At 61.5% G+C, this 15376-nt stretch carries 15 protein-coding genes; 6 read left to right on the top strand and 9 right to left on the bottom strand.

Annotation, left to right across the window (positions count from 1 at the left end; all coding sequences use genetic code 11):
- Positions 1-638 precede the first annotated feature (638 nt).
- The 4 genes from ACFXJ8_RS43145 to ACFXJ8_RS43130 form a co-directional block, all read right to left on the bottom strand.
- Positions 639-1427 (bottom strand): hypothetical protein, encoded by a 789-nt coding sequence (locus ACFXJ8_RS43145; protein ID WP_379651255.1) that lies wholly within the window; start codon positions 1425-1427, stop codon positions 639-641.
- Between the two features lie 8 nt (positions 1428-1435).
- On the bottom strand, positions 1436-3538 hold the full coding sequence (locus ACFXJ8_RS43140) for a hypothetical protein (protein WP_379651253.1): 2103 nt from the start codon (positions 3536-3538) through the stop codon (positions 1436-1438).
- The gene (locus tag ACFXJ8_RS43135; protein WP_379651251.1) at positions 3538-4092 is read right to left on the bottom strand and encodes a hypothetical protein; all 555 of its coding nucleotides are present in this window, start codon (positions 4090-4092) and stop codon (positions 3538-3540) included. The genes ACFXJ8_RS43140 and ACFXJ8_RS43135 overlap by 1 nt, the downstream gene beginning before the upstream one ends.
- Positions 4093-4566: 474 nt before the next feature.
- Positions 4567-5139, bottom strand: coding sequence for a Pycsar system effector family protein (locus ACFXJ8_RS43130; protein ID WP_379651249.1), 573 nt, complete (start codon positions 5137-5139; stop codon positions 4567-4569).
- Positions 5140-5397: 258 nt separating this feature from the next.
- Here ACFXJ8_RS43130 and ACFXJ8_RS43125 point away from each other — a divergent pair, with 258 nt between their 5' ends.
- Complete coding sequence (locus ACFXJ8_RS43125; protein WP_379651259.1) at positions 5398-5667, top strand: hypothetical protein; 270 nt, start codon at positions 5398-5400, stop codon at positions 5665-5667.
- 5 nt (positions 5668-5672) lie between these two features.
- On the opposite strand, the gene ACFXJ8_RS43120 is transcribed toward ACFXJ8_RS43125, so the two are convergent.
- Both ACFXJ8_RS43120 and ACFXJ8_RS43115 read right to left on the bottom strand, forming a co-directional pair.
- Positions 5673-7781 carry a CHAT domain-containing protein gene (locus tag ACFXJ8_RS43120; protein WP_379651247.1) on the bottom strand — a complete coding sequence of 703 codons (2109 nt, stop codon included), beginning with the start codon at positions 7779-7781 and terminating at the stop codon, positions 5673-5675.
- A gap of 175 nt (positions 7782-7956) precedes the next feature.
- Entirely contained in the window at positions 7957-8712 is a 756-nt protein-coding gene (locus ACFXJ8_RS43115) for an XRE family transcriptional regulator (RefSeq protein WP_379651245.1), read from the bottom strand.
- A 145-nt stretch (positions 8713-8857) separates the two neighbouring features.
- Here ACFXJ8_RS43115 and ACFXJ8_RS43110 point away from each other — a divergent pair, with 145 nt between their 5' ends.
- The 3 genes from ACFXJ8_RS43110 to ACFXJ8_RS43100 all read left to right on the top strand — a co-directional run bounded on the left by ACFXJ8_RS43110 (position 8858) and on the right by ACFXJ8_RS43100 (position 10308).
- Complete coding sequence (locus ACFXJ8_RS43110; RefSeq protein WP_379651243.1) at positions 8858-9202, top strand: hypothetical protein; 345 nt, start codon at positions 8858-8860, stop codon at positions 9200-9202.
- Between the two features lie 10 nt (positions 9203-9212).
- Positions 9213-9662, top strand: coding sequence for a GntR family transcriptional regulator (locus ACFXJ8_RS43105; protein WP_379651257.1), 450 nt, complete (start codon positions 9213-9215; stop codon positions 9660-9662).
- Positions 9663-9735: 73 nt separating this feature from the next.
- On the top strand, positions 9736-10308 hold the full coding sequence (locus ACFXJ8_RS43100) for an HD domain-containing protein (protein ID WP_379651241.1): 573 nt from the start codon (positions 9736-9738) through the stop codon (positions 10306-10308).
- A gap of 554 nt (positions 10309-10862) precedes the next feature.
- Here the strand turns inward: ACFXJ8_RS43100 and ACFXJ8_RS43095 are convergent.
- Entirely contained in the window at positions 10863-12728 is a 1866-nt protein-coding gene (locus ACFXJ8_RS43095; RefSeq protein ID WP_379651240.1) for an alpha/beta hydrolase, read from the bottom strand.
- 156 nt (positions 12729-12884) lie between these two features.
- Between ACFXJ8_RS43095 and ACFXJ8_RS43090 the strand changes: the two genes are divergently transcribed.
- Together ACFXJ8_RS43090 and ACFXJ8_RS43085 are read left to right on the top strand one after the other, a co-directional pair.
- Complete coding sequence (locus ACFXJ8_RS43090; RefSeq protein ID WP_379651238.1) at positions 12885-13580, top strand: response regulator transcription factor; 696 nt, start codon at positions 12885-12887, stop codon at positions 13578-13580.
- Complete coding sequence (locus tag ACFXJ8_RS43085) at positions 13573-14706, top strand: sensor histidine kinase (protein ID WP_379651236.1); 1134 nt, start codon at positions 13573-13575, stop codon at positions 14704-14706. The genes ACFXJ8_RS43090 and ACFXJ8_RS43085 overlap by 8 nt, the downstream gene beginning before the upstream one ends.
- A 131-nt stretch (positions 14707-14837) precedes the next feature.
- Here ACFXJ8_RS43085 and ACFXJ8_RS43080 read toward each other — a convergent pair whose 3' ends face one another.
- Positions 14838-14969 carry a hypothetical protein gene (locus ACFXJ8_RS43080; RefSeq protein ID WP_379651234.1) on the bottom strand — a complete coding sequence of 44 codons (132 nt, stop codon included), beginning with the start codon at positions 14967-14969 and terminating at the stop codon, positions 14838-14840.
- A gap of 116 nt (positions 14970-15085) precedes the next feature.
- Positions 15086-15376: transposase (locus tag ACFXJ8_RS43075; RefSeq protein WP_379651232.1), on the bottom strand; the 291-nt coding region annotated here is incomplete at its 5' end.

Genomic DNA, 15376 nt, shown 5'->3' with positions numbered 1-15376 from the left:
GATCCGATCGCAGGCCATGCACCCGCCGGGCCGAGAGGTGACAACCCTTACGAGGGCTGCCTACCCAGGATCTCTTAATGAGCGATCGCCCCAACAACGGTCGGCGAGTAGCGAAGTGAGCGATCGTCACGGCGTTGACCACTTCGATGCGAACTGCAGGCAGGCCCGCGACGATAGCCCTTTGGTGCACATCGAACGCGCGATGCTGTACGGCGGAGTGAGCTTGTTCCGCTTTGACGGACACCGTTGGTGTGGTGGTCAAGCCGCGAGGGCGGCCTCGTAGGTCGGCGCCATAGGACTGTGTTGCTGTAAGAGCTGCTGTACAGCACCCCCCTTAGGAGTCGGATGATCGAGACAGGCGCCACAGTGCGCTGACATGCTGAAACGTTGCGAGGTCGAGGCGGGCCAGGAGCCCTTGGGAAGAGATTGGGAAATGATCACGGCCGTCAGCTCACTTCGCCCAACCAGGGACCCTAAGACCTTGCCACCGTGGTCTTGTCCTTGACGAGAGAAGGCGGCTGACCGATCAACTCATACGCACTGCTATGGGCCTCTTCACTACAGGCAGGCTACGGTGAATTCGATGTCGGTGATGTTCTCAGCGTGCTGCTACCCAAGGAGGACGAGCCCGTGCATGCTCAAGAATCTCCGGCGGAGCTGCCGTTCAAGCTTTGCAAGTTTCTGGCGAGATCCTCCCGTTCATAGCTACCAAATATTTGACTCAGCTGACTGAGAAGAATCTCGCGATGCTGGGCTCCCAACGGCGCGAGAAAATCCTTGATGATTTCTGCCATCCGCTCGACCACGAGCGCTTCGTCAGGGGTTTTAACCGACCCCATGCCGTCCCGAACCAGTCCAACAACTTGTTCGAAATTATTGCCCATCTTGAGAAGATCCGGTAGCTTCTCGGGTCTACCGTCGAGCCACCAGAGTCTAGCGATCTGGGCATCGGCAAGTAGATGATCGCGTACATAGCGAGCTTGACGTGCTTTCATCGCATAAGTTGCTTCCGTCAGAGCGCTCTGGCGTAACTCTTTCTCGAAGTTCTCGGCATAGATCTTCATTTCATCGCTCGCCGAGAGATTTATCTGAACGGACGTTAGCCGGCGATCGATTCCACGAGCCTGCCTGTATACCGCGATTTCGGCTTCGCTCTGCGCTTCCCCTTCTGACAGAACCGAGAAGTTAGGAGTGACGCGCTCCAACACTTCGCGAAGTTGACGATGCACCCGGTGCGTCTCCTCCATATTTGGAGGGCTGCCATCTCCCGCTATCGTCCATGTAAGTTGAAGCGATGCCTCAAAGTACGCCTCTGGCAAGGAGCTCGGAAGGGGCCGCACTGAAAACCTGCTCTGATGATGCTGCTCGATGGGCTCTTGCTCATACTTAAAGGCAAGCAGATCGCGGATCCAAGCCAACACTCCCACGACGTCTCCTACATCTCATCAAACGCGTTGCGACATGATCGGTTCCAGAGGTCGGGCCGCGACTCCTCGATTCTGGCTAGCAATTCCTCGTAAAGCATCTCGCGTGGCATCACTGACGGCTCGTGAGAGTGGCGTATCCAGCGCCTAGCTAGGGGGATGATTATTCCGATGTCGTAGCTGCTCCTACAAGCTGTAGCGAATATCCTAGTGATGATTTCACTAGATGCTTGTATCTGGACGCCGGCTTCCATCCATTCCATGGCAAGTATGGAGGCGCCAGCCGTGGTTTGAGCGTTTCGCAGAGTCGCGCGCCAGCCCTGAGCGAGCATATCGAGTAGGTCTTGCTTTGCAGGAGGGAGGGGAATGAAAGCGTACCGTTCCTCGACTCGCTCCTTGGCCAAAGTCGCGAACGCAAGAGCACCAGTGGTCTGGCGCTCAGACGTGCTATTGGTCCAATCTACAACCTCTCCAAGGATCATTCCCCGAAGACTGTCATCTTTGCCGAGTGCGGCAAGGGCTGCACACACGGTGCCTTTGACTCGCAGTGAATCGCAATCTGCCAGGTGCCGAAGACGTGTTAACGCTACTCCCGGAAAGAAGCTCCCGAGATTTCCCCCGCAAACTTCGGCCACGGTGACCTGGATGTCCTCCGGCGTTGACGACATAGCCGACCATTGATATAGGGACTGTCGGATGCTCCGTCCTATCTCAGTGCTAAGCGCCGCATTATCCAGCAACTGTACTGCACGCGCTCGGCTTGCATACCTACCCGCCCAGCTCGTAACCGCATCGACTATCAGATTGGGCACAGAGTGAGATTCGGCAAGATGAAGTAGCACTGAACCTACGTGGTCGCTCTCATTCGTAGCGCCGAGAGAAATAATCCAGGGGTCTAGATGCTTGCGCAGATAGACATGGTCGCCCCAAGCGTAATCAAGAATTGGCAAGGCATAGTCTGTTCGGCGAAATCGAACTACTCCGTCGACTAGTTCTGCGTCTATGGACGCCAACAGCTTGGATGAACCTGGCCCAAAGCTGCCACGTCCGGGGTACTTCTCAAGCTCTAGTGCCTCAACTAGTTGCGCTGTCGCGGAGAATACAGCAGCAGGTCGTGCGCCCTCTAGGGCAGATACGGCGAGTACAAGTGCGCGATGATATTCAGACTGGTCGGTGCTTGTGTTGCCAAACAAATCCCTTACGTCTGCGTTGGCTCGCTCCAAGAACTCGGCCAAGACTTCTTCTATTATTTCTTCTGAGGTGCAGTCTTTATTGTCGGCTCGCTTCCTTGCCAGGCTAGCGAGACGTGTAGCTTCACGAGTAGTAGCGCCCTGCAGAGCGTCTTTCAATCTAGGGTAAGCGGCATACTGGTCTGCGTACCATCTAGAAGTTGCGCACGCAAGATGCGAACGAAACACAGACTCTGCGCAGGGACCTATGACGGACACCACCGCATCGTCATCTGGATCAAGCAGGCGGCATTCTTGAGGTGTAGCAATAATGACGAGACCGGATATGGCAGCTCGTATGCGGGCAACATAGTCACGGAGGACCTTGGATAATCTCGCAACAGCTTCTTCTTCGAGTTCGCCTAGGTCAATGAGATGCCCCTGCCCGGTCTTTGTGATGAGCGAGCGTTCGATATCGTCGGAATCCAAAAGTATCTGTACTGGATGTAGCTGAGCGGCAAGAATCGCGTTGACTGCGGCTATGAAGCGGCCAGTTCCTTCGTCGCCGGCAATAACGACGAATTTCTTCTGGCGCAGAATCCTTTCTACCTCGCTCGCCTTGTCATCTCCATTCCGGTCCTTGCGTACGTACGTGTCGCTCATCTCCTGCAGGACCTCTGGATGGAGAACTCGGGTTGCAACATTTTTTCGAGCTTCGCCCAAGTTGACGTTGTCAATGCGGGTGCCAACGAAAGCCGCACCCACGGCCTCCTGGAAACTACTTTGAAGGAGTAAAGGCTCTTGTGGTTCCGCCCGCGCCTCGTCAGGTTCTTCTTTATGGACCTCGTCATCAACCCCCTCCTTGGCCGCGGGTAGATCCGAATCAGGTGCGGGTTCGATCTCTGCCGACAAGTCGGCCTCAGGTGGCGATTCGTTGTCAGCCACTACTCCTCTCCTCCTTTTCGGCGTGATCCAAAGAATCCCTCTGGGAGGTCTATATGAACCCCGTCATGAATTTCACCTGCAGTGATATTCTGCCCGACGTTGCCATGGAAGATGGCCGTAGTGCTTGGCGGAGGGACCGAGGACGACTTGGCTGCTTTCGACGCTGTCGTAGACGCGTGTGATTCCAGGCCTTGACGTGATCGCCGCGGTATGTAGAGCCACGCAGCCTGCTCAAATCCCTTGTCTGGGACTGCTGCGGTAACTGGCTCAAACTCTGTCTCGTGTAGCTGTATGTATCCAGCCTGCACCACGTCTTCAAAGACGCGTTGCGAGATTATCGCGCCGACTAGAGTCACGTCTGGTTGGCTCTGTCTCAGCGCTTCCTTCAAAGGAGCGGAGTCTAGCAATCTGCATGCGTATATCGTTGGCTCGCTGATCCTGTCCCTTAGCTCGTCACCTTGGTCATGTATCGGCCCGATATGGATACTGACCCGCAGGCGTAGATCGAGAGACCGCTCTTTGGCGCGCAGACCGGGCGCGAGTTCATACAGCACATCTTGCAGGCTTGGTACAACTTGGTCGATGAGAGCAGGGACGTATCTTGTCTTGGTCCCGAATATGTATCCATCCCCTGTAGCTTGCGGGAACCGTCGCTTCTCCCATACTTGAGGTATCCCACATCGGGTTAATGCGGTTTGAAGCGCTTCCGGTATTGCGGCGCTTAGGTCGGGAAGATGGATGCTTCGGTGCTTGCTGAATTGAACACAGTCGACCGCAATCAGCCCACGATAGGGTGGAAGCCGCCGGCTGGAGGTCTCTCTTGACGCTTGATCCATTGTACTTCCCCTCACCCTGCACTCGTTCCCTAGCCGCGACCTGTGGGTCTTCAGATGAAGCGTGATCGAAAGAGCCCGGATGGGTCGTCCATAAGCTCATCCATACGTTGCTCGCCGCTCTTTGACAACTCCGCGAGAGATCCAAGGGCTCTTTATGCTTCTATGTCCGAATCGCGTCTCGGTGGTGGAGTATCAGGTCGTTGGGATGACAATGTTCAGTGAGACGGAGGTAAGAGTGGCAATGAGCGCCAGCAACAACAGCCAGAAGCCCCAGCGGACGAGGCGGTACTTGCGTCGGACGATGCCTGCCACCTGTCGCAACTGATCGGAGACCCGCCCGAGATCGAAGGTTCGGGAGCGCAAAAGTGCCTCAGCGACCTCCTCAGTCGTGGTGTAGGGCAGGACATCCGCCCAGTAGCTGACCGTGTCACGACGTATGGTGCCCCATCTAGTCGTACGTGGGTAGACGGCTGCTGCTAGGCATACGAGTGCTAGAAGGGCTGCCCCGGAGCCGACCCACCACAGCCACTCAATGCCGTTAGACAGGGAGAACGGTGACCAACTGCCAGCGAACAGTCCGCCGGCAGTGGCACCCAGCCCGAGGCCGACGATTCCTAGTAGCACTTGAGCTTTCGCATCCGCCCTGTTCAGTTCCTCCCGTGCCTCGCTGAGAAGCAGCGCTCCGTAGGCGCGCGCATCCTCCTCGGCTAGATCGCGTGAGCTGGAGTCGGGGCGTGCCAGAGTGGCGAGGACTCGACGAAGCATGGTTGATCTTCTCCCAAACAGGGACCCCTACTGAAGGGAAAGCCGTAGATCTCGATGCAGAGACGTGTCCGCGTACGACCTCACATGTAGCTGGCGGTACGACCTCACGTGTCGGTGGGGCTCCGGCGAGTTGACCTGATACTCGCCCTGAAGTTGATCAACCTTCGGATTGTAGGCCGGCCAAGCAGACAACCCGAAAGATGACAACCTTCGTGATCCTGGATCCGGAGTCCTGGATGAACATACGACGCCGGCGCCCTGCACGAGGCAGGCGCCCCCTACAAAGAGATCGCCGAAGCCTGCGGAGTTGACTGGCGCACGGTGAAGAGGTACCTGTCCGAGCCCGCCGGAGCCGCCGCGCCTCCAGCCGCGCCCTCGCGTAAGGGCACCCAGCCACAGGTGATCACCCCATACGCGGGCGTGATCGACGCGATGCTGCGCGCTGATGTGACGATGAAGGCGTCCGTCGTGTTCGAGCGACTGGTCGCCGAGCACGGCTACGGCCACTCCATAGCGCGCTATTTCTAATAGCGTTATTCAAAGAACGCCGGAGCTCCCCATTGAAGTATGGTCGGATCGGTATATTCGTGCAATGCATCCATGAAAGAGATGGGTGGATTGAATCCATCAAGCGTAGTGGCGATTTCTTCACGCTCTCGCCCGACTAGCTCAAGTGCCCAGCTAAACGAATCTAGATAGCTTTGTCCTCCCGCAAGCCCAGCGGCCAGTAGACCGCCAAATATGCAGGCCGAATAGGTGCTGACCGGCCACAGATTCGCGATGACGGCTTGATCATTGCTGGCAAGCCAATGGGCTAATCCCAACTCTGTCAGAGTGCCATAATGCGCGGCAGCCCCACTATCACACGTGTTTAGCACGAGAAGCCGTCGCTCATCACAAAGGGCCTTTTTGGCATTCACGAGGTCCCGGAGCTGAATGGTTACATCGTCTGACAGGTGTAGAGCTGCGTCCGTCGGCTCATAGTGTGGGTGACGTCCATGGGCAGCCACCCATATAACGTCATAATCATCGCTCATGTATGACTCTAGAAATTTATCGCGGGTGATGGCTTCGCCGCGGACTACATCAATCTCCCCAGCCCACCCTAGAACGTGGCTGACCATTTCAAGCTCAGTTTGAGCAAGGTGTACGTCCCCACACCAGAATTGTATGCGGCTAGGATGCCTATCAGGCAACGGTTCGGTATTGCTCGCCGATATAGGTAGCACCGCACCCCCCTGCTTCGCTACCAGCGCTTGCACTGGCACTCGGGGCGAAATCAGGCTAACTAGCGCCTTTGTTTGCGGCGAAATTGAAAGCTGTTCAGTGAGTCGATCTGGCCGGATATATTCATATGCTGCTTCATGGAATTCGTGGGCGTACGAGTGATTTACGCGCTCGCCGGCGGGCGAATCCAGGGTAAAATCCTGATCTTGCTGATCCACTAGCGCCGTGCCGAGGGCCGCATTCATGGCTAGTGTAAGGCGCCTTGATGTTACGGATGAGAGTACGCACATCTGAGTTCCGGGCAAGGCGAGCTGCGTTCCTCGTTCCGTCGGAACCAGGAACGCCGATGGAGATACCTTGTGATGCTCTGGACTGAGGCTTCTCCATTCGGCAAGGAGTAGCTGTGCTTCCTGTATGTATCCTTCGTTCAGCAGAGAATATATTATAGGGCTAATGATGTTGAATGCCTGAGTAGATGATTGAGAACGTCCGAACGGGTCTGGCTCAAGTTCGGATATATCTTGAACTACTTCACGAAGGGCAGCTCTTATCTCTGAAAGTCGTCTAACGGTTGAGTCGGCGCCACGAGATACATATGAAGCAAATAAGGTGATTCGCTCGTGAGGTCGAATATTAGGAAGATTCAATAGCGCCCATTCTGCATGCTCCACCGCATCGCGGCTACTGAGGGCAGAAGCTCGCGTAGTCAAGAATGCTGCAATGCTGGTCGCCATACTGCCAACAGGATCATCGTGTAGCTTGCGCTCAAGGATCCCGATTAGTTCTCTCGCTTCTTCCTCCCGATTGTTAAGAGTCTGCCATGTAGCTATCTGCATCGCTGCCAGCACGGCAACGTCACCAAATTCTATCAGCTGCTTGCATATTGGCGATAGAATGTCATGAAGCGAAACGGCAATTTCTCTATGGTACCCTCGGGACCATGCGAGATAATATAGGGTGCTGGTGATTTCTAGTAGTGCTGGAATCGCCACAGGAGCCGTAATGGCCGAGTTCGCTAGCGCGCTCAATAGCTCCGGAAAGACCGTCGCCTCTTTGTTGTTGGCATTCAGAGTGCCTAGAGCGAGTGCTGTCCAATGCCATGCGCGTTCTGGGTTTCCGGCGGCATTCCATTCGCTCGCTATAGTAGACGCGACGGCAAGCTTCAATGCGAAGATTCCTGGCAGTGAATTCTTTTCGGCAACACCGCGAGCGAGGTTCATAATTTCGTCTATAATTAGAGTTGCGCAAGCATCGAACTTGGCTGCGCCGCCTTGATAGGCAAGGGATATCACTTCGCATAAGTGATCCGCCGTGGCGGCTATACTGCGCGGATCGGTTGGGTCTAGTTGCGTATCCCATGCATGCATATTTGGAGCGAATGTGTATGCGTTAGGGAACGCTACCCTTAACTTCATGCGGAGAATTCTATAGCCACTATGGACTAGATGTACGCCATTTGGAGCCCTCGGATTACGCTCCGGGGCGGTGCTGGTCGCGACCGGCCGGAGAGCCGCAGCGCGGCCAGCAGCCGCCCCGCGCGCGGGACGCCGCAGGCGGCATGCGCCTTGATGACGTGTAGATATGTTGCTTTCACCCGGGGCCGTTGACCGTTTTGATCTTGCCGGGATGCGGCGTAGCGCTGGTCCAGACGCGTTCGAAGCTGGTCAGGTAGACGGCTGCTGTTCCGTTCTCCTCGCCGGTTTGGAGATGGGTGACTGGGGCTTGGGCGGCGGGGATGCCGTACGCGTGGGTGTTGACGAGGATCTGGTCGTCGGCCCGGTAGATGGAGTTGTAGAGGACCGTGCTGTGCAGACGAACCTCCACGCCAGGGGCGTCCTGGAGGGGTCGGTAGAGCGTGAGGGCGTTCCTGATTCTGGCGGCCATGACGTCCGGGCCGATGTGTTCGTCTACCCCTCGGGCTGCCACCTCTGGACTGCCGGGATTGCCCAGGAGCACGCGCACCTTCACCCCCGCGCGGGCCCGCTGAGCCATTGTCAGCATGAGGCTGGTGTCTTCGGCGAGAAACAACCCGCTGTAGGTCAGGATGTCGATCTCCCTGGCCGCATTGGCGAAGTGTTGCCGCCACACCGCCTGCGGTACGGCATGACGGTGCGGATACACCGCCCGGACCTCGCTGGAGATCGTTCGGCGATACCCGGCCACCTCGGGCCAAAGGTCGGCCTCGTCGACCTGGAGCACGTCGGCCACGGCCCACCGATGTCGGGGGTAGGGAACACGGCCTTGCAGCCACCGCTCCACCGTCTTGGGGTCCACAGCCAGGCGCGCCGCAAGATCGGTTGCGTGGAGCCTGGCGTTGGCGAGCGCGTAACGCAGGTGATGGTTCATTCGGTCCGCTCCTCAAGCAAAACCGCCTGTTGCCAGGGACGCTAACACGAGACGTCCCTAGACGTCCCAGAGTTGCGGTGTAGAGATTCCTAACCTCCGGAGACCCTCGATGGGCAAGCCTCACCACGTCGAAGGGACAGTCCCGATGGTGAACACCCGCCCCGACCAGCTCGCCTACCAAGAGCGGCTGCTGACCGCCCTGCGCGACGAGCTGCGCGCCCGCACGATCCCCGCGGTCCTCGTCATCACCGAAGACGGACGGCCCGGCCTGGACGTCGTCGACAGCCGATTCCGGACCCGCCGCGTCTTCGTGCACCTGGCGTTCTGCTGGTTCTACTGGGGCGACCAGCAGGACGAGCGCGTGACCTGCCTGCGCCTGCTCGCCGCCGTCGAGCACCTGGCCGAAGTCGTCGCGAACGGCTGGAACGAGGGCGAGCAAGGAGAGATCGGCGTCGACCTCAGCAAGATCGCCAACACTCATCGATCTTGACGCCGTGACCATGCGCGAATCGCGGTGGCTGACCGGCTGGCGGGTCTACTGCCAGATCGCCGATGTGCTCCGGGAGCGCATCGCCGCGGGTGAGTATCCGGCGGGCACCCTGCCGTCTGAGGCGGAGTTGTGCACCGAGTTCGGCGTCGCCCGCAACACCGCCCGGCGCGGCCTGGCCGTCCTGGAGGACGAGGGCCTGATCGTGACCATCCCGGCCAAGGGACGCGTGGTGTCGGGCACGCAGGCCCCGCCGTACCGCTATCAAGTCATCGCCGCTGACCTGCGCGGCCAGATCACCACTGGGGCCCTCGCGCCCGGCGCCGCCGTACCGAGTGAGAGCGAATTACGGCAGCGCTACGACGCCTCGCGCAACACCGTGCGGCAGGCGCTGGCCGTGCTGGAGCGAGAGTGCCTCGTCATCGCCCACCCGGGCAAGGGGCGGTTCGTCAGCGAGGGGTAAGTCTGGGACGTCCCGGGACGTCCCAGTTCCTCCTCTAGCTTCCCCTCCGGGCCCACTGCCTATCGTGAACAGCATGAGACACGTTGCCTGGGCGCGAGTCCTGGCCAACCAACTGCTTCAGCGTCCGCTGCCCCGCCGCTGGGATCACTCGCGCGGAGTCGGCACACGAGGTGAAGAGATCGCCCCCATCCTCGGCAAGGACGCCGAACTCCTGGCCATGTCCGCCTGGCTGCACGACATCGGCTACACCCCCGACCTCGTCGACACCGGGTTCCACCCGATCGACGGCGCACGCTACCTGCGCGACGTCCACGGCGCCGACGAGCTGCTGTGCAAGCTGGTCGCCCACCACACCTGCGCCGCCATCGAGGCCGAAGACCGCGGCCTGCTCGACATCCTGGAGCGCGAGTTCCCGATGGAGCGTCCCGACCTGGTCGAGGCCCTCACCTTCTGCGACATGACCACCAGCCCCGACGGCGTCCCGGTGAAGGTGGAGGACCGCCTGGCCGAGATCCGCAGCCGCTACGGCCCCGAGCACCTGGTCACCGGCACCATCCAGAAGGCCACCCCGTGCATCCTGTCCGCCGTCCGTACAGTGCGGGAACGGCTCGACTCAGCCGATGTACGGCTCGCCTTCGCCGGTTAGGTGGCGCTCTCGATCCCGGCATGATGACCTACTGCGACATGACCACCGGTCCCGACGGCCAACACCTCAACGTGGCCGACCGGCTTGCCGAAATTCACTCCCGCTATAGCCCGGATCGCCTGGTCAGGCGATCAATCACCACGTCGACTCGTGCATCACGGCTGCCGTACATTCGGTTGAGGCTGCGCTTCTGGTGCGTGAAGCCACCGGGTGAGGTGGTTATCTAGGGTTGGAGGACCCTTCCAGCAGGTCAGAGGACGATGATCTCTTCTTTCACGTAGGCCAAGTTGACCGAACGCAGCCCGGACCCAAGAAGAACCGAGCGTGCGGGCTGTCCCGGTAATCGGCTCTGTCCCGTAATCGGTGGTAGCGCTGAGTGATCACCTGCTGGCCTGCCCTCCTGTGGTAGGTCCACTACCGGCTGGCGGTGGTCGGCGCGATCTGGCCCACCGACGTGCCTCCGTGGAGCCCCGGTGCCCCGGCGGCTGGCTATGCCGCCATCGGGACCCCTGGGGGCGCTCGGGGCCGCGAGTGCCCCACAGGGGTGGGGCGGGTCAGTATCCGGGGACGTTTACCCGGAACGGTCGGCCGTCGAGGGTGCCGGTGACGGGGGTGGTGTCAGTGGCGGTGAAGGCCTTCCACTGCAGCGTGACCTTGTGGGTCGCGCCGGCGGGGCCGGTGACGGTGAGGTTGGCGGTGGCTTTGTCGCCCGCGACCTTGGCAGTGCCGGTGGCGGCGAGGTCGGCGACGTAGCGGACCTTGTCCAAGGTGATCGTGCCGTCTGTACCGTTGGTGACCTCCCCGCCGCGCAGCCCGGGCTCGGTGTCCGGCCGCGAGGCGCGATGCGGGTTGTGCATGGCTACCGTGTCCGCGGCGGTGGCGAACGCAGCCGCCACGAGTGTGCGCTGCGGAGCGTCGAGCCCGCCGCCGCGGGCGGCCGGTACTGCTGCCGCGGTCGCAGGGAAGCGACCGTGTGCCTGGTAGTTGGCCATCGTGCACGACGTGTCGGACACCCGCCCCGGGTTCTGGATGAACCGGTGCATGATCTGTCGCGCGCACTCGCCACCCGGCCCACGGCCCTCGACCGCGGGGTTGTGGTACCCGGCCTGGACGGTGACCGCCTGGCCGCGGGGGAATGCCCGCGCCGCGGTGCGTGCACCCATGATCGCCTTCGGGTCGAACTCGCCGGCGACGGCCAGCATCGGCACCGCCGGCCGGTGCGGCTCGATCGCGTTGTTCTCTCGCGGGGTAGGCCAGCCTGCGCAGAAGTCTGCACCGCTGCCCGCCTCGGCGAGGGTGAACGGCGCGTACCGGTTGCGCTCGGCATGCCAGGTCTCCAACTGGCGGCGCCGGGTCGCCTCATCGGCGGTGCGGTCGTACGGCCAGACCGGGTCGGAACACAGGTACGCCGTCGTACCGGCCCTATCCGGTGACTCCTTGGACGGAGCTTTGGATCCTGCACCCTTGTTGCCGGCCAGCGGGGCGGCCCGGTCGAGCACGCGGCGCAGCGGGGCCGGGTCGCCGTCCAGGTATGCGGCGGTGGCCGCGGTCGCGTCGGTGGCCAGGGCCGGATCAGAGGCCGACCGCAGCGCCCCGAGCAGTCGCTGCGGGGTCAGCGCGCTGTCGCCGTCGGCGCGCATCTTCCGCACCACCGCGTCCCAGCGTGCCGTCGGGTCGCCGCCGGCGGCGCGGCGGCAAGCCGACGATCGCTGGCAGGCGCGGGCGTAGTTGGCGATGGCTTCCTGGATCTCCTTGCCTTCCGACTCGCCGAGCTGCCACCGGCCGGCCTTGTCGATTGGGCCGATCATGCTCTCGATGTACAGGGCGCGCACCCGGTCCGGGTAGCGGGTCGTGTAGGCCTGTCCGCTCAGCGCGCCCCAGGACGATCCCACGACGGTGACCTTGGACAGGCCCAAAGCCGCGCGCACCGCCTCCACATCGGCGACGTACTGGTCGCTGCTGAAGAACTGGGCCCTGTCGCCGATCTCACGCGCGCACTGGCTGACCGACTCCGGCTTCCCCTGCTGCAGCGCCTTGCACCGCAGCGGCGCGGATTCGCCCATCCCGCGGAACTCCACGATCATCATGTCCGAGTGGTCCAGCAGAGGCTGGAAGACCTTCCCGAAGGAGTCGACGCGCTCGGCGTTGGGTCCGAGCGGGGCCGGACCGCCGGGCATCGCCAGGATCGAGGTGCGGGCTGGGCGCGATCGGTCGGCCCGCGGGATGTACCCGAACCTGATGGTGATCTTCTCCGACTGCGGATCCTGCCAGTTCAGTGGGACGGTCAGGGTGCCGATACACCGGCTGGTCGCGGCGGCGCATTCGTGCCGGCCGCCGCCGGCCGCCGCCGTGGCGACCGCCGCCGGCGCGGCGGCGACCAGCACCACCAAGCCGACCAGAATCGTCCTCAGTACACGCATGTGGCCTCCGCCCAAAGGACTCCGGGAATCCGACGGGGCGCTGTTCGTGCTGGTTCGCTGTGGTTCATGTCATTAGTTGAGCCAGCGTGGGTGTTGCCAGCGCGTATGCGGTTTTCGATATGCCGACGATATGCGCCGGCTCGTAGCCTCGGGAGCATGCGCGTGTTGATCGTCGAGGACGAACCCTTCCTGGCAGAAGCCATCCGCGATGGCCTACGTCTGGAAGCGATCGCCGCCGACCTCGCCGGTGACGGTCACACCGCTCTGGAACTGCTGAGCATCAACGCCTACGACATCGCCGTCGTCGACCGCGACATCCCCGGCCCGTCCGGCGACGAGATCGCCAAACGGATCGTCGCCTCCGGCAGCGGCATGCCCATCCTCATGCTCACCGCTGCCGACCGGCTCGACGACAAAGCCTCCGGGTTCGAACTCGGCGCCGACGACTACCTCACCAAGCCCTTCGCGCTCAAAGAACTCGTGCTCCGTCTCAGAGCGCTCGACCGCAGGCGCGCCCACAACAGACCACCCGTGCGAGAGATCGCCGACCTGCGTCTGGATCCGTTCCGCCGCGAGGTCTACCGCGACGGCCGTTACGTCGCGCTCACCCGGAAACAGTTCGCCGTGCTCGAAGTCCTCGTCGCTGCCGAAGGCGGTGTCGTCAGCGCCGAAGAACTCTTGGAGCGAGCGTGGGATGAGAACGCCGACCCCTTCACCAACGCCGTGCGCATCACTGTCTCGGCACTGCGCAAACGGCTCGGCGAACCCGGGATCATCGCCACCGTGGCCGGCGCCGGGTACCGCATCGGCACTCAACCAGACACTGGACGTGAGGGAGGCGACCGTGGATAGAGCGCCTGGGTTGAGTGTTCGCCTCAAACTCACCCTCAGCTACGCCGGCTTTCTCATGCTCGCAGGTGCCTTGCTGCTCGCCGCCGTGTTGGTCTACTTCCTGCGAGGCCTACCCGATGATGCGGTCTACACCACCGGTCACTTGATGATCGACCGCTCCGCCATCCTGCGTTCGTTCACTCCGGTCGCGGCCATCGTATTGGCGTTCCTGCTGGTATTCGGTCTCCTGGGAGGATGGATTCTCGCTGGCCGGATGCTCGCCCCCCTGACCCGCATCACGGACGCTACACGCATGGCCGCGAACGGGTCACTTTCCCACCGGATCCAGTTGGAAGGCCGCAAAGACGAGTTCCGCGAACTCGCCGACGCCTTCGACAACATGCTCGCCCAGCTCGAAGCACACGTCGCCGAACAGCAGAGATTCGCAGCCAACGCCTCGCACGAACTGCGCACCCCGCTGGCGATCTCGCAGTCACTTCTCGACGTGGCCCGCAATGATCCGACACACGACCCTGGCGAACTCGTCGACCGCCTTCACGCCGTCAACGCTCGAGCGATCGACCTCACTGAGGCGCTACTCGTGCTCAGCCGCGCTGGCCAGAGGTCCTTCACCCGAGAACCTGTTGACCTGTCCTTACTCGTAGAAGAGGCCGCCGAAACACTGCTCCCGCTCGCCGAGAAAAGCGGTGTCACCATCGATACCTCCGGTGACATCACCCCGGCTATCGGGTCGCAAGCGCTCCTGCTGCAGATGACGATGAACCTTGTGCACAACGCCATCGTGCACAATCTGCCCGAACAGGGCACTGTGTGGGTCAAGACCAGCGTCCGCCCCGAGACCGTGGTGCTCACGGTCGAAAATAGCGGCGAGAAACTCTCCCCGCAGTTGGTCTCGACACTCACCGAACCGTTTCAGCGCGGCACCGAACGAATACGCAACGACCACGCAGGCGTCGGCCTCGGCCTGGCAATCGTCAAGAGCATCACCCAAGCACACGACGGATCCCTCACTATCATCCCGCGCCCTGCGGGCGGACTCCGTATCGTCGTTCAACTGCCTACCCCCCACCACCACATACAGCCAAATAGTCAGGTGCCGCAAACGTGGTCACGTACGGCCACATAACCGGATTAGCCGAGAGAACGATCGTGGATCCGGTGGGGGAGTATGAGAGCTGGCCGCTGTACGAACCGCACGCCGCGGCCCTGCTGGCCGAAGGACCCGACAGCTCCGCTCGCGGTGGTCGATCGCGCTGCTCAGTCGCCGACGTCGGCAAGGTATTCGGCGCTGACGTCACGCAGCTTGCTCCCTGCGACAAGGGCCTCGTCGAGGGTCAGGATCACTGAGTCGACCTCGACCAGCCGATGCCCGACCTTGGAGAACAGCACTACCCTGCCGTTCGACTCATGCCGCCAAAGCCAACGATCCGCCGCGAGCCTTTCACAACGGTCGCGTCCTCGGAGCGGTGTAAAAGGCTCAACGAGGTAGGTGCCGTGGGTTGATCTTAGGCGGCTGCTGTTTCAGGTGTCGAGTCGGACGGTGTGGCGGTGGCCGAGCGGAGTTGGGTGGGCGGTTGGAGCAGGGCCCGGCGCAGGTCCTGCAGGGTGCGCAGGCCTTTGGAGGTCATGGTGAAGCCGCGCCAGCCGCGGGCGGCGCGGTCCAGGACGGCCCAGACCAGCGAGACGCAGGAGGTCTCGCCGGGGAAGCGGCCGATGACCTTGACGCGGCGGCGGGTCTCGCCGAAGGTGCGCTCGATGAAGTTGGAGTGGCGGATGCGCTTGTGGTGCTCGGGCGG

Origin of the sequence: Nonomuraea sp. NPDC059194 (assembly GCF_042754765.1) — a bacterium.
Taxonomy (GTDB): domain Bacteria; phylum Actinomycetota; class Actinomycetes; order Streptosporangiales; family Streptosporangiaceae; genus Nonomuraea.
The sequence above is the reverse complement of the archived record's forward strand: the minus strand, read 5'-3'. Positions and strand labels throughout refer to the sequence as shown.